16 protein-coding genes and 1 pseudogene are annotated in these 22,442 nt (G+C 68.8%); 15 read left to right on the top strand and 2 right to left on the bottom strand.

Annotated features, from left to right (window positions below; all coding sequences use genetic code 11):
• Positions 1 to 1,187 precede the first annotated feature (1,187 nt).
• The 13 genes and pseudogenes from OG963_RS04865 (at position 1,188) to OG963_RS04805 (ending at position 17,533) form a co-directional block, all read left to right on the top strand.
• Positions 1,188 to 3,176 (top strand): TOMM precursor leader peptide-binding protein, encoded by a 1,989-nt coding sequence (locus OG963_RS04865; protein ID WP_371798528.1) that lies wholly within the window; start codon positions 1,188 to 1,190, stop codon positions 3,174 to 3,176.
• A 185-nt stretch (positions 3,177 to 3,361) separates the two neighbouring features.
• Positions 3,362 to 3,502, top strand: coding sequence for a hypothetical protein (locus tag OG963_RS04860; protein ID WP_158716088.1), 141 nt, complete (start codon positions 3,362 to 3,364; stop codon positions 3,500 to 3,502).
• A gap of 81 nt (positions 3,503 to 3,583) precedes the next feature.
• Complete coding sequence (locus OG963_RS04855; protein WP_371798527.1) at positions 3,584 to 5,530, top strand: TOMM precursor leader peptide-binding protein; 1,947 nt, start codon at positions 3,584 to 3,586, stop codon at positions 5,528 to 5,530.
• Between the two features lie 66 nt (positions 5,531 to 5,596).
• The gene (locus OG963_RS04850; RefSeq protein WP_371798526.1) at positions 5,597 to 7,228 is read left to right on the top strand and encodes a SagB family peptide dehydrogenase; all 1,632 of its coding nucleotides are present in this window, start codon (positions 5,597 to 5,599) and stop codon (positions 7,226 to 7,228) included.
• A 12-nt stretch (positions 7,229 to 7,240) separates the two neighbouring features.
• Complete coding sequence (locus OG963_RS04845) at positions 7,241 to 9,973, top strand: lantibiotic dehydratase (protein WP_371798525.1); 2,733 nt, start codon at positions 7,241 to 7,243, stop codon at positions 9,971 to 9,973.
• On the top strand, positions 9,973 to 11,037 hold the full coding sequence (locus OG963_RS04840) for a thiopeptide-type bacteriocin biosynthesis protein (RefSeq protein ID WP_371798524.1): 1,065 nt from the start codon (positions 9,973 to 9,975) through the stop codon (positions 11,035 to 11,037). The genes OG963_RS04845 and OG963_RS04840 overlap by 1 nt, the downstream gene beginning before the upstream one ends.
• A complete protein-coding gene (locus OG963_RS04835; protein ID WP_371798523.1) occupies positions 11,034 to 12,275 on the top strand; it encodes a hypothetical protein in 1,242 nt (413 codons plus the stop codon). Before OG963_RS04840 ends, OG963_RS04835 begins: the two co-directional genes overlap by 4 nt.
• Complete coding sequence (locus tag OG963_RS04830) at positions 12,268 to 13,221, top strand: ATP-binding cassette domain-containing protein (protein WP_371798522.1); 954 nt, start codon at positions 12,268 to 12,270, stop codon at positions 13,219 to 13,221. Before OG963_RS04835 ends, OG963_RS04830 begins: the two co-directional genes overlap by 8 nt.
• The gene (locus tag OG963_RS04825; RefSeq protein WP_371798521.1) at positions 13,218 to 14,063 is read left to right on the top strand and encodes an ABC transporter permease; all 846 of its coding nucleotides are present in this window, start codon (positions 13,218 to 13,220) and stop codon (positions 14,061 to 14,063) included. Before OG963_RS04830 ends, OG963_RS04825 begins: the two co-directional genes overlap by 4 nt.
• A gap of 115 nt (positions 14,064 to 14,178) precedes the next feature.
• On the top strand, positions 14,179 to 14,940 hold the full coding sequence (locus tag OG963_RS04820; protein WP_371798520.1) for a GNAT family N-acetyltransferase: 762 nt from the start codon (positions 14,179 to 14,181) through the stop codon (positions 14,938 to 14,940).
• Between the two features lie 201 nt (positions 14,941 to 15,141).
• A pseudogene (locus tag OG963_RS04815) lies at positions 15,142 to 15,816 on the top strand (aldo/keto reductase); the annotation flags it as partial.
• Positions 15,817 to 15,951: 135 nt separating this feature from the next.
• Positions 15,952 to 16,119 (top strand): SDR family NAD(P)-dependent oxidoreductase, encoded by a 168-nt coding sequence (locus OG963_RS04810; protein WP_319740794.1) that lies wholly within the window; start codon positions 15,952 to 15,954, stop codon positions 16,117 to 16,119.
• A 616-nt stretch (positions 16,120 to 16,735) separates the two neighbouring features.
• Positions 16,736 to 17,533 carry an Fpg/Nei family DNA glycosylase gene (locus OG963_RS04805; RefSeq protein ID WP_371798519.1) on the top strand — a complete coding sequence of 266 codons (798 nt, stop codon included), beginning with the start codon at positions 16,736 to 16,738 and terminating at the stop codon, positions 17,531 to 17,533.
• 225 nt (positions 17,534 to 17,758) lie between these two features.
• Here OG963_RS04805 and OG963_RS04800 read toward each other — a convergent pair whose 3' ends face one another.
• Positions 17,759 to 18,295, bottom strand: a complete 537-nt coding sequence (locus tag OG963_RS04800) for an isochorismatase family cysteine hydrolase (protein WP_371798518.1) — start codon at positions 18,293 to 18,295, stop codon at positions 17,759 to 17,761.
• 482 nt (positions 18,296 to 18,777) lie between these two features.
• On the opposite strand from OG963_RS04800, the gene OG963_RS04795 reads away from it, so the two are divergent.
• Entirely contained in the window at positions 18,778 to 20,313 is a 1,536-nt protein-coding gene (locus tag OG963_RS04795) for a CHAD domain-containing protein (RefSeq protein ID WP_371798517.1), read from the top strand.
• Positions 20,314 to 20,474: 161 nt separating this feature from the next.
• Here OG963_RS04795 and OG963_RS04790 read toward each other — a convergent pair whose 3' ends face one another.
• Entirely contained in the window at positions 20,475 to 21,344 is an 870-nt protein-coding gene (locus tag OG963_RS04790; protein WP_371798516.1) for an SDR family oxidoreductase, read from the bottom strand.
• A gap of 346 nt (positions 21,345 to 21,690) precedes the next feature.
• Between OG963_RS04790 and OG963_RS04785 the strand changes: the two genes are divergently transcribed.
• The gene (locus OG963_RS04785) at positions 21,691 to 22,320 is read left to right on the top strand and encodes a PepSY domain-containing protein (RefSeq protein ID WP_371798515.1); all 630 of its coding nucleotides are present in this window, start codon (positions 21,691 to 21,693) and stop codon (positions 22,318 to 22,320) included.
• Positions 22,321 to 22,442: the final 122 nt, after the last annotated feature.

Genomic DNA, 22,442 nt, shown 5'->3' with positions numbered 1-22,442 from the left:
CACGGAGGTGCTGTCGGGGGCTGCGAGGAGGGCGGTGAGTTCGCCCCAGCGGCGTTGCCAGTCGACGGTCCACCCCAACTGTCCAGGGATTCCAGTCCGGGGCGATCGCGGCCAGCTGCTCGGTCCGCTGCTGCGCCCGTTCGGGACCTTTGCCGAGTCCGCCGGGCCTGCGGAGGTTGCTGAGCCATTCGCCGACGGGCTTGTCGAGGGCGACCACGTGGCGCGGTGCGGCCAGTGAGTCGACCTGTGTAGTAGGCGCGGGCTGCGGCAAGGTTCTCGGTGTCGGCGGTGTGTTCCCTGCCGTCGTGGACGGCCTCGTACCGGGCCCGACCGGATCAGCTGCGAACCACGCGGCGTGCGCAATGCTCACGTGGTGGTCTCAGCCATACAGGCCGGTTGGTACGGGTCCGGTCTTCTTGGCTCCGCTGAGGGCGTGGTCGATCGTGTCGATGGCTGCGCGAGCGGCGAGGCGGCGGCCTCGTGAGGGCGTCACTTGGCACCCCTTACGTGCGGTGCTCCATGTTCCTTTTGGCGGCGCGCTTTTCGCCACCGGTTCAGGAATCAGTTGGGGGTCACCGGGCGCGTGCTGCCGAATGCCCTGTCACCCGTGCACCGGTGACTTGTTTGCGATCGGGATCTCCTTGCCAGGCAAAGGAACGCGTCAACACGAGTGGCTACCGTCGGTTACACCGCGATTCCACTGAAGGCCGATTGCGTTTCGCCGATCATGGGGCGTCGGCGGATTCTGGGTGGGCGCTAAGTGTCGTTCAGCAAATCCAGACCGGAGTACGGATGGACGAGCCCATGAATGTGCCGCCGACCGAGCCTGATGGCGCCCCGAGGCCGTGATCATATATGGGCCCTGGGTCGCCGCCGTTCGCCAAATGAGTCCAAGTGGATACCACTGGTTGAAGTCGGTACGGGGTTGACGCGGCCATGGCATGAGCGACACAATCCTCCCCGGTGGACGCGGGTAGCGATGCCCCACCGTTGAGAGGCGTACGATCCTGCGAAGGGACGATATGCAAACGATCAACCGTGCACCTCTGATGGAGATAAGACCCCGGTTGCGTAATGACGTGGTATTCCTTCGCGTCGATACCGGAATCTATCTGAGAAGTTCAGAGACTTCCTGTGTCCTCAAAGGCTCCGGCGCATATGAGTGGATGTCCGCCCTCGGCCCACGAATGACTGGCGAATTCAGCATCGCGGAATTATGTGAAGGGCTGGACGACACCCGACGCAAAACCGCGGTCGGACTGATGCGCACCCTGCTCGACCGGGGATTCGCCCGCGCCATGTCGCGCCCTGACGTGCAGCTGCTGCCGGCCGCCGTTTCGGATCTGTTCGCACCACAGATCAATTTCGTGGAACATTTCATGCACGCGGACCAGCAGACGCCGCAGGAACTCTTTGCACGGTTCCGCTCCTCCCGGGTCCTGGTCAGCGGCCCGCCCGGGGGCGTAGCGGCGGCAGCGGTGCGCGGCCTGCTGCGCAATGGACTGGCCGAAGTCGCGCTGGACGACGCCGCGTGGGGATCGGAATTCGACACCGAGACGGCCCGGCTTGTCGACGCGGGTGCACCGGCACACGTCATCGTGATGCCATCGCCCCCGGAGGATCTGACGCCGTTCGACGTCGTGGTGGCAGTTGCGGACGAATCGCGCAGCGGCGCGCTGCTCGAACTGACCGAACGGCTGCACGGCGTTCCGCACGGCCCGCACTTGGTCCCGGTGGTGGCCGACCCGGACCGCATGGTGGTGGGGCCGATCTCCGGGCCCGCAGAGCAGCCGTGCTGGGTGTGCGCGCAACTTCGACTGTCCGCCAACTCCGATCCTCGGTTGGTGGCCGACTTCTGGCGCTCACTGGCGGTCGGCCCGGCCGGCGGCGGTGCCTCGGCCGGCAGCCTGGTGGCGCAGTCCATGACGGGCAACGCCGTCGCGTTCGAGGTCTTCAGGCTGCGCACCGGCCAATTGCAGCCGGACGACCAGCGGCATGCCGTGATCCAGGATCTGACCACGCTGGAGGCCGGTCGCGAACGGGTGCTGCCGCACCCCGGATGCCCGATGCGGCACCAGCGGGTGGAGCCCGACAACGCCGTACGCCCGCCAGCGGACGACAGTGACGCCTACGGGCGCGCGGCTGTTCTGGTCTCCCCGCGATTCGGCGTGATGTCCGGCTGGACGGACGACTCGATCCGACAGATACCACTCAAGACCGGCCGGGTGCGGCTCGGGCCGGCCGGCTTGCTGACCGACGGGGCGCGTGAAATCGCCGCGTTCGACACCGACACGGTCCTGGTCGCCCGCACACGCTCGGTGCAGATGGCGGTCGTCTGCTACGTGGGCCGGCTCGGGCCCGTCGGGCTGCGGGACGAGGCGGCTTCCCTGGGCGGGGAACTGGTTCCCGCCGAGCGGCTCGCCCTGTTCAGCGGCCTGCTCGCACCCGAGGAGGAGCCAGCGACGCGGGCACGGCTGTCCGCGGTGTCACTGCACGACTCAAGCCGCTGGCAGGTGCCGGCCGCGGCCGTCCACCCACTCTCCCCGGCCAACTCCCGGCTGCTGTTCGAGCCGAGCCCCGCGGGCGCGGCGGCCGGCTGGACCACGGCGGACGTACAGGAACGCGGGCTGTGCTCGGCGCTGGCACAGCGTGGACTCGTCCGCGCGATCCGCGGCGAGGACCCGGCCCTGCCACTCACCGAGGAGTGGCTGGCCGACGATGAAGAGACGGCGTTCGCGCTCGGAGCCCTGCGGCACATAGGCCACACCGCCCGGGTCTACGCACTGCCCGGCGCCGCGCCCGCCTTCGCGGTGCTCGCGGTGGTCGAGGGCGCCGACGGCGGGGCGGTCGACTGGGCGACGGGCTCGGCGCTTTCGGTGTGCGCCGCGGTACGCGAGGCGGTGCGGGACGCCGTCGGACTGGCCGTCGGCCGGCACTACGAGGGTGCGCCCATGGACCCCGGCGACCCGCTGGTGGCCGACTTCGACCCCAGGACCCTCACCGAGGGCGACGCAAAGGCCGAGTGGTCCTTCGCCCAGCCCGGGGTCCCGATCTCCGTAGCGCTCGGCCGGCTGGACGCCGACGGCACGCGCGCCCTCTTCGTCGACACGACGCCGATCGACCTGAGCGCGATCCGCGCGATGGTCACTGGAACGATCCTGCTCGCCGCGAAGTAGCGCGACAGCGAGCCGGTCCGCGCCCTCGAGGCGCGCCATGGTTCTCGGAACACCGGTTCCGGGTGCACGTCCGACCATCACGAATGGAGGACCGCCATGTCCGTTGAGCTCAGGGAGGAACTGAGCGCTCTGGAGAGCGCGACGTTCGAGATCGAAGAGATGACCGACGAGTCCGTCGAGCTGGCGTGGTCAAGCTCGTCCTGCTCGTGCTCCAGCTGTTGCTCGTGTTCCACCAGCAGCTGCTGCTCCTGCAGCAGCAGCACCAGCTGACACAGGCAGCTGACCGGGCCGGTGAGCACCTGCCGCCGGCCCGGTCGTTCGGCTGATACGTGCAGCTGCCCTACGCGACGGTCCCTTCGCCGAGGCAGGCAGCTGCACCCCCATCTTCGGAGTGACTGGGTGGACGGATGAATGTGGTGTCGAACGCGGTGACCACCGCGACGGTCCTGGACGACCCCCGGGTGACCGACGTCGTCCGCGACTATCTGGCCGGGTGCGCCGGCGCAGGTGTCACGATCGACGTCGGGGTGCTCGGCCTGCCGGAGCGGTCGGCGCCCAGCAGGGGGCGGCCGGCAGACGGACTCGTCTACCCGGTGCGTCTGTACGGTGGCACGGTGCTGATGGGGCCGCTGCACCGGGCCGACGGCATGAGCCGGCCGTGCGGCCGTTGCCTGGACCGCCGTTGGCTGGCGCTGCGCCCGGTCGAGGAGCGCGGGCCGATCGAGGACGACGCGGACGCCTGGGTGGCGGGTGACGAATCGCTCACCGCCTTCGCCCTGGAGCAGATCGCGCAGATCGTGCACGCGGAGACGACCGACGGCGAAGTCGCCCCCGGCGACCGGCGGATCGGACGGATCGTGGAGCTGCGGACCGGTGATCTGACCGTCGACCGTCACGACCTGATCCCTGACTCCGAGTGCGAGAGCTGCGCCACCCCGGTGCACGACACCGCCGAGAGCGCGACATTGCCGCTCGGCCCGCAACCGAAGCCGGGGCCCACCACCTACCGGGGTGCGTCGGCGGCGGACCTGACCCTGCCGACCACCGGCCTGGTCAACGAAGTGTGCGGAGCGCTGGCGAGCGCGGCCCGCCGCGTCTACCAGTGCAGCGCCACCCTGCCCGTCAGCGGGTACTTCCGCGTGCGCAGCAAGTACGACTACCACGAGATGTGGTGGAGCGGGCAGTCGCAGAGCTCGGCGAGCAGCGAGCGGTACGGCATCCTGGAAGGCCTGGAGCGGTACGCGGGCCAGTTCCCACGAGCCAAGCAGCCGGAGACATACGGCAGTTACCGCGAACTGGCGCCGCAGGCCCTCGACCCCGCGACGATGGGTTCGTACCGCCCCGAGTTCTACGTCGGACACAACGACTACTACCAGCCCTACCATCCGGACACCCCGACCCACTGGGTCTGGGGCTACTCGTTCGGTGAGCAGCGGCCGCTGCTGGTGCCCGAACAGTTCGTGTTCTACCTGGACCGCCGCCCGGACCGGAAGTTCGTCCAGGAGTGCTCCAACGGCTGCGCCAGCGGCAGCAGCGTCGAGGAGGCGCTGTTGCACGGCATGCTCGAACTCATCGAGCGCGACGCGTTCCTGCTGTGCTGGTACGGCGCGGCGAAGCTGCCAGAGATCGACCAGGCAACCGTCGTCGACGAGGAGGTCCAGTTCGTACTGGACCGGGTTGCGAGGCTCGGCTACCGGATGCGCCTGTTCGACATGCGCGTGGACGTCCCGGTGCCCGCGGTGATGGCGGTAGCCGAGCGGCTGGATGGAGGGATGGGCCGGCTGTGCTTCGCCGCCGGCGCGAGCCTCGACCCGGTGGAGGCGGTGCGCGCGGCGATCGCGGAGACCGCCTCCTACATCCCGGGCATGGACGAGCGGGTTGAGGCGAAACTACCCGACCTGCGCGCGATGGTCACCGACTACAACCGGGTGCACGAACTCACCCACCACGCGTTGCTGTACGGCCTGCCGGAGATGGCATCGGCGGTCGACTTCCTGCTGGACGCGGCGCCGCCCCGGTCGGTTGATGAGCTGTACGGCCCGTGGCTAGCGCAGCGGCCCGAGAGCCTGGACCTGGCCGAGGACGCACGGTTCGTGATGGAACGGCTGCGAGAGGTGGGCAGCGACGTCGTCGCGGTGGATCAGACCTGCCCGGAACAGGACGGCACCGGTATCCGCACACTGAGCGTGCTGGCGCCTGGACTGGTGCCGATCGACTTCGGCTGGGAGCGGCAGCGCGTACTGCAGCACCCGCGGCTGAAGGCCTACCTCGACGGCGAGCTGGCGGAGGTCCACGCCCGCGACGAGGAGTTCGGTCCCACCGGGCTGAACCGCAGGCCGCACCCATTCCCGTGAGCTGAACCCGCTGCCTTCCATGAGCCGTCCCCGCAGGCGCCAGCCCCGGCCGAAGAAGGAGATCTCTTGTCCGAGAACCGCACGCAGGTCGTGAGCGACTATGTGGAGTCGGTGTTCCGGCGCGGCCGGGAGCCCATGGAGCCGGTCGGATTCACCCCCGACTGGGAGGACCAGCCCTCCCGACACAAGACCTACCTGGGAGTGCGGCGTTTTCCCCTGCCGGCGGGCACCGGCCTGCCGCTGGCCGGCGCCGCTGACGTACTCCTTGGTGAACCGCCCGCCGGCCAGGGCCCGCCCTGGACGCTCGACACGCTCGCCGCCCTACTGCGGCTGTCCTACGGCGTCCTCGACCGCAGGCTGCGGGTGAGCTGGAACCAGGACAGCCATGTGCGGGTGCTGTACCCGGAGGCTCTGTGGGGGAGAGGTACCGCATCCGGGGGCGGGATGTACCCGCTGGAGGTGTACTGGGTCGCCGGGCCGGGTGGTCCACTGACCCCCGGCGTCTACCACTACTCGACGGCGCACCACGACTTCGAGCGCCTGCTGGCCGGTGATCTCACCGATGAGGTGCGCGCGGCGTGCGAGTCCAAAGGCGGGACCGGGGCCGGTCCCGGGGAGTCCGACGGCTTCCTCGTGGTGACCGTGAGGTTCTGGAAGAACTCCTTCAAGTACAACAGCTTCTGCTACCACGTGGTGACCCAGGACGCCGGTGCGTTGCTGGGCAGTTGGGAGCTGATCGCGCGGGGTACGGGCCGACGCCTCACCCACGTGCTGTGGTTCGACGACGAACGGCTGAACCGGCTGCTAGGACTTGAAACCGACCAGGAGTGCGCACTGGCCGTGGTCCCGCTGCCGTTCGGTGAACCCGCCGGCCCTGCGACCGGTCCGGCGGACCGCGACGGCCCAGCCGGTCTGATCGACCGGCCGAGCTTTGAGAGGTCGGCGCGGACCATCACCTTCGAGCAGATCGAGCAGGTGCACCATGCGGTCCTGGAGGACCGCCGCGAACGCCCGGAGGCCGAGGCGGCGCGCGGACTCGAACCGGTCTCGCCCGCTGGAGGCGAGGACGTCATACTTCCCCAGCCGCTGACCGACCGACTGGACTTGGACATCGGCGAGACGTTGCGCTCCCGCCGGACCAGCTTCGGATCGTTCACCCGCTCCCGCCCACTCGGCCTCGACGAACTGGGGACCGTGCTCGCCGGCGCGGGGTCGGCGCAGCGGTACGTCTCGGACGTGGTGCCCGACGACGTGGGGCTGACGGGACTGTACGTACTGGCGAACCGGGTCGCCGGGCTGCCCAGCGGCACCTACCGCTACGACGGCAGCGGCCACCGGCTGCGCGTGGTGCGCGAAATGCCGCTTGCCGAAAAGCTGCAACACAGTTACTACCTGAGCAACTACAACCTGGAGCAAGTCGGCGCCGTGCTGGCCATCTCGGGACGGTGGCGCAGCACGCTCGACGCCTACGGCAGCCGCGGCTACCGGGTCCTCAACTCCGAGGTGGGCGCGGTGGCGCAGACGGCCTACACCGCCGCTGCCGCGCTGGGCGTCGGCTGCGGGGCGGTGCTCGGCTTCGACAACATCGCCATCGACGAGTGGGCCGGCCTCGACGACGGGGACGAGCGAACCTTTCTCTTCGTGCTGCTCGGCCACGAACGCGCGGACAGCGCGGACTTCGACTACCGGCTGGTCTGAGAGGGCTGATTCGTGAAATCCAGCGCGCTGCCGGCACCGACGTCACGTGTGGCGTCGGCCGCCACCCTGCCCGACCACGAGAGCGCGGAACGCGTGCGGTGGCACCTGGTGCCGAGGTTCATGCTGCGCGTCGGCGGTCTCCCCTTCGAAACCGCCGCCGCGCTGGCCACTCCCGCGAGCGCGGCCTGGGCGGACGGCGTGCTCGACGCACGACGACGGCTGCGCGAGCGCGGGGCCCGGCTCGCCGATTTCCTGCAGGAGCGGGTGGCACAGAGTCTTGACGACCCAGCGGCCCGCCGGACGCTGATCAACCTGCGCCGCGACGTCTTCAACGCCCGTGCACCACGCGGCCTGGCGGCAGCCGAGCCGCTGCTGGCGGCCACCGAACTCGCCGAGCTGGGCGAGTGGTCCGCCGACCGGCAGCGGCACGAGGCGCTGCTGCGGACCGGCTCCGGCATCCTGGCCGAGGAGAGTGCCGAGGCCCGGCGGGAGCTGTGTCGCGCGGCGACGGAGACGGACCTGCGGCACGGCATCCAGCTGTCGTCCCCGTCGCTCGACGAGTACCTCGACGCCTACCTGCACCGCGACGGCGGACCGCTCAGCAAGCGGGAAAGGCGCATCGAACGGTCACTGCTGGAGTACCTCCTGCGCACCGCGTGCAAGACCAGCCCGTTCAGCACCCTGACGGCGGTCTCCGCGGGCCACTTCACCGAGGCCGGCGGCCGGCCGCTCGTCGCATCCGTCGACGGGTGGGAGAAGCGGGGCAGCACCCGGCTGAACATCGCGATACTCGCCAGACTCTCCGAACTGCTGACCACGAACCCCCGGATCCGCCCTGACCTACCGGTACGGGCCACCACCGGAACGCAGGTGCACCAAGACCGGGTCCGCTACCTGCGCAAGCTGCGCGGCGCCGACGGCAACGCGGACGCGGCGGTCACCCTGGACGCGGTCCACGAAAGCCTGTTTTTCCTGCCCGGCGGAGAAGCGCTCGCCGACGTGCTCAAGCTGTTCAGCGACGGCACGACGCTACGGTTCGAGGACGCCGTACGGCAGTTGTGCGCGATGGACGCCAAGCGACCCGAGCCAGAAGCGGAGCGGTATCTCGCACAGTTGCTCAGGCTCGGCCTGCTCGTCGTGCCGGACCTGCACATCGACATCCACGACCCGGACCCGGTCTCCAGCTACCGAAGCGGGCTACGGGGACTGGGGACGAGCTGGGCCGACGACATCGCGACGCTCGTCGAGCGGATGGGCACGGACGTCGAACGGTTCGCCGGGGCCGGCCTGGCCCACAGGCGTGAACTGCTCGCCCACGTCAAGACGTCGGTGGCCGAGACGTACCACCTGCTGGGCCACGACGACACACCGGTCCTGCGCACCCTGGTCTATGAGGACACCACACTGTCCGGGCTGGCGGTGACCGGTGACGCCTCAACCTGGACCCGGCAGCTCACCCCCGGCCTACGCCAACTGGCCCGGATCCTGCCAGCCTTCGACGGGAACGCGGTACGCAGGCTCGTCACCAAGGGGTTCTTCCGGGCGCGCTACGGCGAAGGCGGCTGCTGCGAGGACTTCCTGTCCTTCGCCCACCAGTTCAACCAGGACTTCTACGACAACTACAACCAGCGCTTGATGCGTCATCAGCGTTTCGACGGCACCACCCTGCGTCCGTACGACAACTGGTTCCGGCAGGAGGAGATAGCCGGCATCGACCGCGCCCGCGCCGCCGTGGCCGAGGAGATGAGAGTCCGGTACGGCGGAGCCCGCGCGCCAGAAGCCGACATCGAGCTCGACGAGGACTTCCTGGCCACCGTGGAGGAGCTGCTGCCTCGTCCGGAAAACCTGCGGTCGCTGTCGTTCTTCCTTCAGCTCGCCGAGAACGGCACCGAGGACCCGGTCGTGGTCGTCAACCGGGTCTACTCCGGACTCACGCTGCTCTTCTCCCGGTTCGCGCACTGCTTCGACGACGCCCTCACCACGTCACTACGCCGCTCGCTGGACGACGCCGTACCGCAGGGAGCCGTGTTCGCCGAGCTCAAAGGCGGCTACGACGCGACCAATCTGAACCTCCACCCGGTCGTCACCCCCTACGAGATCGTCTGCCCCGGAGAGACCAGCTTCCGCCCGCCGCACGAGCGGATCCCGGTGGAGGACCTGGTCGTCGAGCACGACACGGCCACCGACCGGCTACGGCTGCGCTCCCGCCGTCTGGGCGTCGAGGTGATCCCCGTCTACCTCGGCTTCCTGCTGCCGATGGCGCTGCCCGAGGTGCAGCAGGTGCTGCTGAACTTCTCCTGCACTACCATGGTCCAGCTCGACCTCTGGGAGGGCACCGGCGTCCAGGAGGGCGCGAGCGGTGTCCTCCCCCGTGTGCGGCTCGGCAATGTGGTGCTGCAGCGCAAGACCTGGCGGTTCGCCGCCGACCAGCTACCGCCGGCGGTAGCCGGACAGCCGGACGAGGAGTGGTTCCTGGCGTGGCGGGAATGGCAGCGCGACGCGGGGCTCCCACGTCATGTGTTCGCCTCGCTGGGCGGTGAACACAAGCCGCAGTACGTGGACTTCGACTCCTACGCGTGCGTCCGCCTGCTGGAGACCGCGGTCCGCAAGAGCGCCTCGGTGGTGGTACTCACGGAGATGCTGCCCGGCCCCGACCAGATGTGGCTGCGCGACGGCCGGCACCGGTACGTCACCGAACTCACGGTCCAGCTCGACGGCGTCAACGGAACGGATGCGCAACGGTGATGGACAACAGGCGAGGATCGAACGACGGCGGCACCGTCGACACGGAGCAGGACGGCGACGGCTGGATCAGCCTGCACGTCTTCTACGCCGCGAACGCCAACCCGGTACTGGTGCACTGCGTACGGCCGCTGATGTCACGCCTGCGTGAACGCGGCCTGCTGCGCTCGTGGTTCTTCATCCGCTACTGGCTGGAGGGCCCGCACATCCGGCTGCGTCTGCTGCCGGCCGACGCTTCGGCGGCCGACGAAGTCGCCCGCGCGGCGCGGGAGCGGCTGGAGGCGTACCTGCGCGAACGCCCCGCCCTCTACGAGGAGGACCGAAACTCCAGCGGCGACCTCTACAAGAACATGTTCCTCGCCGAGTACACCGAGGAACGCTGGAACGAACGCTACGGCGCCGACGGCGAGATGCCGTTCCGTGACAACAACAGTGTCGCGTCCATCCCCTATGAACGCGAGCTGGACCGCTATGGCGGCCCTGCCGGCATGGAGCTGGCCGAGTGGCACTTCCAGGAGTCCAGCGAGACGGTGATGGCGCTCCTTCAGACCACCAACGTGCATGTACGGACCGTACTGCTCGGCCAGGCGGTGCAGTTGACGGCAGGACTGTGCTTCGCCCTGCTGCGGGACGAGGACGCGGTGGCCCGGTTCCTCGTCCGCTACCGCACCATGTGGGAGACCTCGTACCAGGAACCGAGCGACAGCCAGCACGAGCGCTTCGACCGCTCCTACGAACGGATGAAGGACCGGCTGGTGCCCCGGCTGCGGCACGTGCGCGACAGTGCCTGGCGCGACGGGACGGCGTCGCCCACCCCGCTGGAGCGGTCCTGGCTGGCCCACTGCACCGAACTCCGCGACCGTGTACTGAAACTGGGCGACGCCGGACACCTGACGTTCCGTGACGGATCCGTACCGGACCCGCAGGACGCATTGGCCATCGTGCTCAGCTCCTACGTCCACATGACCAACAACCGGCTCGGGGTGAGCATCCTGGACGAGATCTATCTCTCCTACGTCATCTGCAGAGCGCTGTCCGACATGGCACCCAAGGAGGCGCTGCGGTGACCGGAACGGCCTACGACCGGCCCCGGCTCCGGCCCGAGGTGGTCTTCGGCCCCGCCCTGCGCTCCGGCCCGAAGACCGTGCACCACGTCAAGGACGCACGCACCGGCTGCTACTACCGGGTCGGCCCCCGCGAACACTTCATCATGGGGCTGATGGACGGCGGTCACACCCTCGAGGACATCGGACGCAGCTACACCGACACCTACGGCCGCCAGCTCGGGCCCGCACACTGGCAACAGATGTTCACCATGCTCGGCCGCTACCAACTGCTCGACGGACACGCCGACGATGAGGCCCTCGACAAGCTCAGACGGGCCCACGCAGCCAAGGAATCGGCGCGGCAGAGCCGGCTGCGCCGGCGCTGGGTGATGCTGCGCCCCGACCGGTTGTGCGCCGCTCTGGCCACCAGGCTGGCATTCGCCTTCCGTGCGGCGTTCCTGATCCCCGCGTTCGTCCTGGTGGCCGGTCTACAGGTGTTCGTCTGGACGCACCTGTCCACCCTGACCCACGAGGCGACGCACCAGAGATCCTGGGTGATCACCGTGCCGCTGTCGATGCTGCTGTTCTGGGGCATCACCGTGCTGCACGAGTTCGCCCACGGCGTGACCTGCCGCCATTTCGGCGGCACGGTCACCGAGATCGGGCTCAGCTGGCGGTTTCCGATGCTGACCCCGTACTGCCGCACGGACGACATCGTGCTCTTCCACCGACGCAGGGCCCGGGTGGGCACGGCGTTCGCGGGCGTCTTCGTCAGCCTGCTGGCGCTCGTACCGGTGCTGGCCTGGTGGCTGCTGGCCCATGACGGGGTCCCCGGGCGCTCGCTCGCCGCCGGGCTGCTGCTGTTCGGCAGCGGAGGCGCCGTGATGAGTCTGCTGCCGGTACTGCGATCGGACGGATACGTCATGCTCACCCACTCGCTGAACATCGTCGACCTACGCCGCGAGTCCTACCGGTTCTGGCGGCTGCGACTACGCCGGCGCGACCCCGCTGCCCGGGAACAGCTCAGCGCTTACCCGCCCCGCGACGCACGCGCCTACGCGATCTACGGCATCACCTCGCTCCTGCTCCTCCTGGGGGCCTACTGCGCGCTGATGTGGGTGTGGTTCGGCACCCTTCAGCGCTGGACGGGCCCGGTGTGGGCGGTGGTGATCCTCGCCGTGGAGTCCGTGGTGGCGGCCGGCATCCTCGGGCTGGCCGCGCGAGGCCGCTCCGGCGAAAGGCAGGCCGCCGATGCCTGACAGCGGCGAAGACATCGCGATCCGTACCAGCGGGCTGACCAAGCGGTACGGCCCCGAAACCGGTGTGTTCGACCTCGACATGACGGTCCGGCGCGGCGAGGTCTATGGATTCCTCGGACCGAACGGGGCCGGGAAGAGCACCACCATGCGGATGCTGGTGGGACTGATCCGGCCCACCTCGGGGACCGCCACGGTGCTGGGACACCGCGCCGGGGCCCGGAGCAGCCTGCGCGCGGTGGGAGCCCTGATCGAGGCACCGGCCCTGTATCCGCATCTGTCCGGCCGGGACAATCTGCGCGTCCTCGTCGGGTACGCGTCCGTCCCCACGGCCCGCATCGAGCAGGTTCTCGAAGAAGTCGGGATGACGGCCAAGGCGGATGTCGCCTTCCGCGCGTACTCGCTCGGTATGAAACAGCGCATCGCAGTGGCCGCCGCTCTGCTGAAGGACCCCGCTCTGCTCATCCTCGACGAGCCGACCAACGGCCTCGATCCGGAGGGCATGGCGAGCATGCGCGACCTGATCACCGGACTACGCCGGGAAAACCGCACCGTGCTGCTGTCCAGCCATCAGCTGGCCGAAGTCGAGCATCTGTGCGACCGGGTGGGCGTGATCCGGCACGGCCGACTGATCGCCGAGGGAACGGTGGCCGAGCTGCGCCGAGGGGGCAGCGAGGGCGGTCTGACAGTGACCGTGGACTCGCCCGAGCGTGCCGCAGAGCTCGTACGGCAGTTGCCGGCGGTCCGCTCGGCGACCGCCGGCGACGGGAAGCTGCGCGTGGTCGTCGCCCCGCGTGAGGCGGCTGCCGTCAACAGGCTGCTGGTGGTGAACGGGCTGGAGGTCAGCGAACTGCACCAGCAGGTCCTGTCCTTGGAGGACGTCTTCCTCGACCTGGTGGAGGACCACCGGCCCACCGGACCGGAATCCATGGAGGTGGTGGGCCGTTGAACGGCGTCATTCGGGCCGAACTGCTGGCGACACGCAAGCGTCCCGGTGTCTGGGTCGTCGGCGGGGCATGGGCCGGCCTGTCGGTGGCCTTCGGCATGGTGGTGCCGTACATCGTCTGGCTTGCCATCAGGAACCGGCCGACCGGCTCGGCGGGTGATCCGGAGCAGCTGATCGGCGGCATACTGCCGGACAAGTTCCTGTCCGGCACAGTCGACCTGTACCCGATGTTCGGCAGCGCGCTGATGCTTATCCTCGGCGCTGTCCTCGTCGGCGGGGAATACCGGTGGGGCACCTGGGGCACCCTTCTGGTCCAAGGACCCGGCCGGAGCTCGGCGGTACTCGGGAAGGCCATGGCGGCAGCGGTGGCAGTCCTGTGCGTCACGGTGCTGGTGCTGGCGGCGAGCGCGGGGGCGAGCGGGCTCGCCTCGGCACTCACCGGCCGCCCCGCCCACTGGCCGGACGCGGCCACGCTGCTGGGCGGAATCGGCGCCGTCTGGCTCATCAGCATGGCCGCGGCGAGCCTGGGCATCTTCCTGTCGATCCTGCTGCGCGGCACCGGGGCAGCCATCGGAGTGGGCCTGCTCTGGCTGCTGGCGCTGGAGAACCTCGTTTCCGGATTGGCCGGCACCCTTCCCGCCCTCAAGTGGGTGCAACGGCTGCTCATCGGACCGAGCGCCGGGTCGCTCGCCACCGCCCTCGATCCGTCCGGCAAGCCGAACACCTCGATACCCGGGGTCGTCTCGGTTTCGGGCCCCCTGTCCGCGAGCCTGATACTGGCGGCGTACGCGGTGGTGTGCCTCGGCCTCTCCTGCCTTTTCGTCAACCGGCGGGACGTGACCTGAGCGCCTATGATCCCAGTCGGCGAAATGGAAGCTGCGGAGAGTCACTGCAACTTAGAGCGCCTGCCAGTAGGGGAAGGTTGTTGCCGCGACGGTGGGTGGGACGATCATGACTAAGATGTCGGATCTGCTTGAGCGCGTGACCACCTTCCGCGCCTCTTTCGCCCGCCGCCAGGCCGCTGAGACCATCGAGCTGCCCGGGGCCTTCACCGTCCACGACCCAGACTTCTCCCACTCCCAGGAACACAACCAACTGATCGTCGATGCCTCAGACGCCGACCCGGCGGCACTGCCCGAACTGGCTACACAGGGCTTCGGACCGCGCCAGCAGTACCGGATCACGGTGATGGACGAGGCGCTCGGGGAGCGGGCTACCCCGGTACTGGCAGCGGCCGGCTACGACCGGGACACCCAGCTGATACTGGCCCGGGAGACGGCTGGCTGCGCGCTTCCCGAACCGGCCGCGCACCCGGTCGAGCTGGCCGAGTTGCGAGCGGCGGTGTTCCGCCAGCAGCTGGACTGGGGCTTGGATGAGGATCTCGCTCGACAGCTCACCGAGCGCCGCACCGCCCGACTGCGCGGCGCCGAGAAGGTGTTCTTCCTGGCTGCCCGGACACCGGATGGGGAGATCGCGGCCTGGGCGGACCTCTATCTTGACCGAACTGCCGGGCTGGCTCAATTGGAGGACCTCGTCACCGCCGGGCCGCACCGTAAGCAGGGCCACGGAGACACCCTGCTCGCTACAGGTCTGGCGTTGGCCGCTGCTGCCGGGATCCCGCAGCTCTTCCTCATCGCGGACGTGACTGACTGGCCGCGCGAGTGGTATTCCTGCCGCGGCTTCACCGAGCTTGGCCGCAGCTACTCATTCCTCAACCGCTGACGGCGGGGACGAACGGGGGCCAGTCCGGGTCCGACCTGCCCATGTCCTGGGCGACAAGGGCTACAGCTCGAAGGCTGTCCGCAGCTGGCTCCGCCGCTGGTGCATCCCGCTTCCGCGGCTGGGATGTGGGATGTGCGGGGGATGTCGGTGTTCTTTGGGGGTTCTCGGGGTTCGTTGCGAGGGTGTCGGCTGCTTGTGGAGCAGCGTGTAGGCAAGGTCGCCGACAACAGCCTGCGCCACCTCGGCGTCGACCACCTCGACGTCCTCTACCAGCACCGCGTCGACCCTGATGTGCCCATCGAGGATGTAGCCGGCACGGTCAAGGAGTTGATCGATACGGGCAAGGTGAAGTACTTCGGGCTCAGTGAGGCCGGCCCGCAGACCATCCGTCGCGCGCACGCCGTCCAGCCCGTCTCCGTCCTGCAGACCGAGTACTCGCTCTTCGAGCGGGACGTCGAACAGCTCTTCCCCCTCCTTGAGGAACTCGGCATCGGCTTCGTCGCCTACTCGCCGCTGGGCCGCGGCTTCATCACCGGCACCGCCAAGCCCGCCGGCTCCTACGACGCCACCGACATGCGCAACGTCGACCCCCGCTGGCAGCCTGGCAACTTCGAGAAGAACGTCGAGGCCGTTGCCCGGCTGGGCGAGCTCGCATCCGGCAAGGGCATAACCGTCTCCCAGCTGGCCCTGGCCTGGCTGCTCGCCCAGGGCGAGCACATCGTTCCCATCCCCGGCACCCGCAGTGCCGCCCGGGTCGAGGAGAACTCCCGCGCTGCCGACGCCGGGCTCACCGAGGCCGACCTCGCGGCCATCCGGGACATCCTCCCCACCGGCGGCTTCGGCGCCCGCTACTCCGAAATCCCCACCTGGATCTGAGCCCCATGACGGGCAGTACCGCTGCCCCTGGGGGCGCCGCCGGGGCCGCACATTACGCGGCCCCGGCGGAACGCGGGCGCCTCTCAGGTCCACCGCGAGGCCGCCACTACACGACGAACGAAAAGGACGCTGACCATGCCGCAGGCCATCATCATCACCGGCGCCAGCGACGGCATCGGAGCCGCCGCGGCCCGGGCCCTGGCAGCCAAGGGCGAGCGGATCGTCCTCGTGGGCCGCTCGCCGGCCAAGACCGCCGCCGTCGGGCAGGCTGGGCCAGTTCGGGGTCGCGGGCCTGGTCGGTGAAGGGGGCCGACTTGCGCTTCTCGTAGTACTCGCCTGGGCTCTCAGTGACGGGCCGCTCGCCCGACGGCGCGCGCGCCGGGTCGACGCGTGAACGCGGCCATGGTGCGCGAGCGGGCGCCCTGCCAGGGCCAGTGGTCGTGCCGCTTGAGCTTCCGGCCTCGGGTAAACACCCCTGGTGCGGTGGCTGGTTGATGAGCCGGTGCCAGGTGGGCCGGTCCCGGGCGGCACGGTGAAGGAGTAAGAGGTAGAGCCCGAACGATTGCAGTGGGAGAGCTCGATTGCTCACGCAGTTGCTGGTTTTCCAAGATGAGTTGGTTGACCATCCGGTCCAGCCCTCGACGTCGGCACGGAGTTGTTCGAGTTCGGCCTGGTCCATCTGACGCAGCTCTTTGAGTTTCACGACCTGTCTCCGTAGCCGGGCACTCACCGGCTGTCCTCGCCTGCGGGGCGAGGGAGCGAGTGTCGGACGGCGCCCCCGGCATCGTCCGCGACGCTCCGGGACGGGGAACGGCAAGGGCCGCGGCCTGGTGATCACCTGGTGGTGATCCATCCGCGGTGCAATCCTGAACATACGGCCCACAGAGCAGGGTAAGTACGAAGATCGGCGGGTGCCGGCATGCCCGAACTGCCCGATGTCGAGGGGTTCCGGGAGATCCTGGCTTCCTGTGCGCAGGGCAAGCGGATCAATCGGGTCGACGTGCATGACACGGGCGTCCTGCACGGGGTGAGCGCGGGGCAGCTGAGCCGCGATCTGGAAGGCCACCGGTTCACCGCACCGGAGCGGCACGGCAAGTGGCTGCTCGCCCGCACCGACGGGCCCACGGTGTTGCTGCACTTCGGTATGACCGGAGAACTGGTCTTCTGCCCAGAGGCTGACCCGCCCGATCCGCACGACCGCGTGGCGTTCACCCTGGGCCGGAACCAACTGCGCTACCGCGACCAGCGCAAGCTGCAGGGTCTCTGGTTCGCCGAGGACGCCGACACTGACGTCGCGCGCATCCTGGACGGCCAGGGTATCGACGCGATGACGGTGAAATGGGCCGAGTTCGACGAGCTGTTGTCCCGGCGGCGCAGCCGCATCAAGTCGGCCCTCACTAATCAGTCCGTGCTCGCCGGACTCGGCAATCTGCTCGCCGACGAGATCCTGTGGCGGGCCCGTCTTCATCCGGAATGCCGGGCCGACCGGCTGACAGACCACGAGCGGCACCGGCTGTACACCGAGATGCGCCGCGTCCTGCGTTCATCGGTGCGTGCCGGGCGCGTACCCACCCGGAAATCCTGGCTCACCGGCTGCCGCGACGACGCCGACCCGACCTGCCCGCGTTGCGAAGGGCCACTGAGTCGCACTCGGGTCGGCGGGCGCGGCACGGTGTGGTGCGTACGGTGCCAGCCTGGCAGCCGGTCACCCTCGTAGGCCCGTGACCGAGCGTCGATGCGATCGCCCCATCTGCCGCGATGGCCTCCACCATAGGGGTGCGGTGAGCATTCGTGGAGTCGGGCATTCCAAGTGGCCGGGAAATGGGCCGAGTCGGAATCCCTTTGCTTCGGCGTCCTCAATCGAGGACGCCGACTCCTCTTACTCGTGCGGCCGACGCGCCTGCATTACTCTGCGGTGGCCGCGTGCACGGCGCGCAAACTGTCAGAGTTCGATCGTGTCGCCTGGCCTGATGGCAGCATTCATATTCCGCTGCATCATGCGCAATGCGGCGTCCGCGAGGTCGGAGTGAATATGGGCGACCGCATCATTGGGAATTGTTACCCCCAAATGCCGGATGTGAGCATCAAGTGCCGAGTACAGGATGCACTGCTCCGTCACCTGACCACAGAGAACGATGTGATCGACGTCCAACTGGCTGAGCAGATAAGCTAGGGGAGTCTCGTAGAAGATCGAGTGCCTGGCCTTGACGACAAAAAGCGATGTCTCATCCGGGCGCAAGGGCTCGACAAGATCACCGCGCGCACCAGCGAGGGCTGTTTCCACAATCTCGCCGTGATGCGAGCGCCATTCACCGAAATTGTCGTTGGCGTAGATAACGGGTACCTCCCGTTGCTGGGCCGCTTCTATGAGTCGAACAATCCGGGGAACCGCGTACTCCGCCGACGCAATAAGCAGCTCTGCATCCGGATGCTCATAGTTGTTGATCATATCGATCACGATGAGCGCCGTTTTTCCCATGGGTACATGGTGACACTCATCAGGACATTCGGGCGTCCTGAGAGGCTCTCGCCGAACTGAGTGTGGTTCCCCGCATACTCGACCGAGGAGCGCCGTCGGCTGATCGACGTCGCGCACCTGCAGGGGGATAGAGGCCTGGCTTTGGTGGCGGGTCGGCGCTTGCCGCTACCCGGTTCGGTAGGTGCTTGCGTCGCCCGTGACGACGGGGCCCATCACGGGCGTGTCCGAGGACGCTTCGAGGTCGCGGGCCCTGGTCGTCGCGGTGGTCGAGAGCGAGTCCCTGGAGGCACGCCAGGATTCTCCCGCTGTTCCTCGAGGGGTGGTGCGCCGGTCGGGACGCGGGGCCGCTCGATCCCGGGCGGCAGTTCCTTGGTGTCGCCAGACTTCAGTCCGACCCGCTGGGCTCGGTCGGCACGCACAGAGTGGCCCTAAAGTGGTTTACATACGGGTTTGATCCCTGGGATTGCGTCAAGGGGCTCTGTATGGTCTATTCAACGCGAGAGACAGAACGCAAGTACGCGGCACCCACGGCCGACGACATCTCATGGCTTGATGAGCTGAGCAGTGTGGACCCCATCGCCTCGGTCGCGGAACGCGGGATACAGGAGCTGGACGCCGTTTACTACGACAGCGACGACCTCCGCCTGACCCGCACCAGCGCCTCCCTGCGCCGCCGGACGGGTGGCACGGACTCCGGCTGGCACCTGAAGCTGCCTCTGCCCGGAAACAGCCGGGAAGAGATCCGCGCCCCTCTGTCGTCAGAGAACGTCCCCGAGGAGCTGCGGGATCTGGCTCTCTCCCGCACCCGCGGCGCAGAGCTGCGGCCGGTCATGCGGATCCGCTCCACCCGCTCCCTGCGCCATCTCCTCGATGCCAAGGGCGACGTTTTGGCCGAGCTGAGCATGGACGTCGTGGATGCGGACGGTCTGCTCGACGGCGGACACGCGACATGGACGGAGATGGAGGTCGAACTCGCCGGCGCCGGTGACCCCGCGCTCCTGAACGGGATCGAGAAGGTGCTGCGCAAGAACGGCGTCGATCGCGCCCAGAGCACACCCAAGTTGGTTCGCGCCCTGGCGGAGACCGCGCCCTTGCTGGAACGCACGCCGGATGCGCGCACCGAGGGCACTCCGGGATCGGCAGGCGCGTACGTGCTCGCTTACGTGGACGGGCTGGTCGACGCCCTCACGGACATCGACCCCGCAGTCCGTCGCGACGCGCCCGACGCTGTCCACCGGATGCGCACCACGTCCCGCCGCCTGCGCGGTTGCCTGCGTTCCTACCGTTCCGTCCTCGACCGTGAGGTCACCGATTCCATTCGGCGAGACCTGAAGTGGCTCGCCGGTGAGCTCGGCGTGGAACGTGACCATGAGGTGCTCCGGGAGCGTCTGACTTCCGGCGTGGGGGAACTGCCCGGCGAGCTGGTCCTCGGCCCCGTCAACGCACGGCTGCAGGCCTGGGACGCGGCCCGGCGGGCTGAGGGCCGTCGACGCACCCTCGATGCGCTCGCCTCGCCCCGGTACCTGAACCTGCTGGAGAAGCTGAAGCTGCTGGCCGAAGGCCCGCCGCTGCGTACAAAGGCAGCCGGCAAGCCCGAGAAGGTTCTGGTCAAGGCCCTCTTGAAGGAGTACGACCGGCTCGCCCAGCGGATGGATCGTGCACTCGACATGCCTTCCGGGCCGGAGCGTGACGCAGCGATCCACAACGCCCGAAAGGTCGCCAAGAGGCTCCGCTACGCTGCGGAGGCGGCCCGCCCGGCCCTCGGGAAGCCTGTGCGACGTCTCGGCAAGCGCGTCAAGGACGTACAGAAGGTGAGCGGTTCCCAGCACGACAGCGTCGTGACCGGTGACGCGTTGCGCCGGCTCGCGGTCTCTGCGCACGCGGCGGGTGAATCCGGGTTCACCTGGGGCCTGCTGCACGGTCAGGAGAGGGCCGCAGCCGGCGCCCGGGAGCGGCAGCTTCCCGAGGTGTGGGCTCGGGCCCGCGGGGTGGCGCGGCGCAAGGCGCTCCGTCGCTGACGTATCCGGGAGCCCTGCAAGGCGACACGTCGAGGCGACTTCCGGCGGCCCGGCGGCGTCGACAAGTCGGCTGCAAGGACGACTATTGGCGGTGTCTCCGCCTGGCGGGCCGCTGGGCTCCCGCTCTGCGGCCCGGGTGAGAGGCGGGCCCGGCCGGACGATCAGATGTCGTGGCCGGTGGCTGCCGCCCGTCCGCCCGCGCCCAGTAGGCCGGTCGCGGAAAAGTCCGAGCGCATCAGTTCCTGCCGGGAGAGTCGAGTGACCAGTCCCGGGAGGAGCGCGCGCATCAGCTGCACGCTCCGCAGCCACCCGGGGACGTACACCGTCGGCGCGCGCCGCTCGACAGCGCTCACCAACACCTCGGCCACCTGCCTGACCGGGTAGACCTTCCGGGCCGGAGGGGGCATGTGGGCCCGTAGTTCCCGCAACACCGCATGCTGGTCGGCGTCGCGGATCATGTCCGTGTCGGTCCATCCCAGGTAGGCCGTTCCCACGCCTACCCCACGGGGAGCCAACTCGGCGCGGAGAGAGTGGGCGAAGAACTCCACCCCGGCTTTCGAGGCGCAGTACGCGCTCATCATCGGTGCCGCGCCGATCGAGGCCAAGGAGGCGATCTGAAGGTAGTAGCCGCGGGTAACAAGCAGGTCGGGCAGGAACGCCCGGGCGGTGATGGAGCTACCCACGAGATTGACTTCGATGACGCGGCGCCAGGTTTCCGAATCGGAATCGATGAAGGGCCCACCCTCGGCGACCCCCGCGTTGGCCACCACTACGGACGCGCGGCCCATCCGGCTACGGACCGCCCTGGCAGCCTCCGCCATCGCCGCGTCATCCGTCACATCCACGTGCCAGTGGTGCGATGCGGTGGGCAGGCCCGCGGCTACTTCCGCGAGCGCGTCCTCCTCCAGCCCGAGCAGGGCAACACGGGCACCGCGTTCGGCCAGCCGTCTGGCCACAGCTTCCCCCACTCCTCGGGCAGCGCCGGTCACCACAGCGGTGCGGCCTCGCAGAACGTGCTTGTCAGCGGCCACCGGAACTCCTCGAGGTAGGTCTTCCAGAACCAGGCTCCTCGGCCTCGCCTTCGTCTGCACATGCTTCCGGCCCGTTGGGCCTTCCGCGACCGGACCGATGTGAGTACAAGCTCGGCCTCGCAGGGTCCTGCCGCTGTGCAAATTCGCTACGGAATTCCCGCTGGAGCGGGCCGGCCGAGGGACCGGGTGCAGGAGCATGGTTTCGCGGCAGGGCTGGCCGTGCCCGCCCGTCGACAGTCGGCAGGTAAGGTCCGCCCGTCTCACCTAAAGTGCATATATGACTACAAAGAGGAATGGTGTCTTGGCGGTGGGTGAGCCGTCGATGGGGCTGCGTGCGATTGGTCTGATGTGCGCTGCAGCGACTGCGGGCGCGATGCTGACGGGCTGCGGAAACGACAACGGCGACGGAGGGGGTACAGGGAACCTCGTACCCCCGTCCCAGGCGGCGCCGGCAGCGGCGACATCCGCCTCCCCGACCGGTGCGCTCACTCAGGACCAGGCCGATCGAAAGGCGCTCGTTCCGAGGGCCAAGGTGAGCTACGACAAGGCCCTGCGTGCCGCGGTAGCGGCCGTTCCTGACTCGAAGCCGGTCGCCGCCGAGCTCGAGGGCTCCGACGTGGTCGGCCCTCGATGGGACACGCAGGTGGCGACGTCGGACGGGACCGTCCGTTCCGTTCGCGTCGACGCAGTCACTGGCAAGGCGGACCAGCCACACACCGAGTCCGATGAGGAGGGGGACGACAGGCGCGAGCTCGCCGGCTGGCTGAAGAGGGCCACTGTCACGGCGGAGCAGGCCGCCCGGACGGCCACCGACAAGAAGAAGGGCACCGTCACCTCCATCGAGCTCGACGACTCCGACGACGGCAAGCTGATGTGGTTTGTCGATGTCGTGACTACGACCGACTGGAACAAGACGACATTCGACATCGATGCGACCAACCGCAAGATCTTGCGGGAGCACGTCGACACCGACTGAGGCCCGCCACAAACGCCCCGCTATGCGCGTCCACCTCGTCACCCGGTACAGCGCCGTCCCCGCCTCCACCGCCGCGATCAACCAGTTCAAGGGCCTGATCGTTTCTTCCCCCGACGATCCGC

Source organism: Streptomyces sp. NBC_01707 (assembly GCF_041438805.1).
Lineage (GTDB): Bacteria > Actinomycetota > Actinomycetes > Streptomycetales > Streptomycetaceae > Streptomyces.
This window is presented reverse-complemented; position numbering and strand designations above follow the sequence as displayed.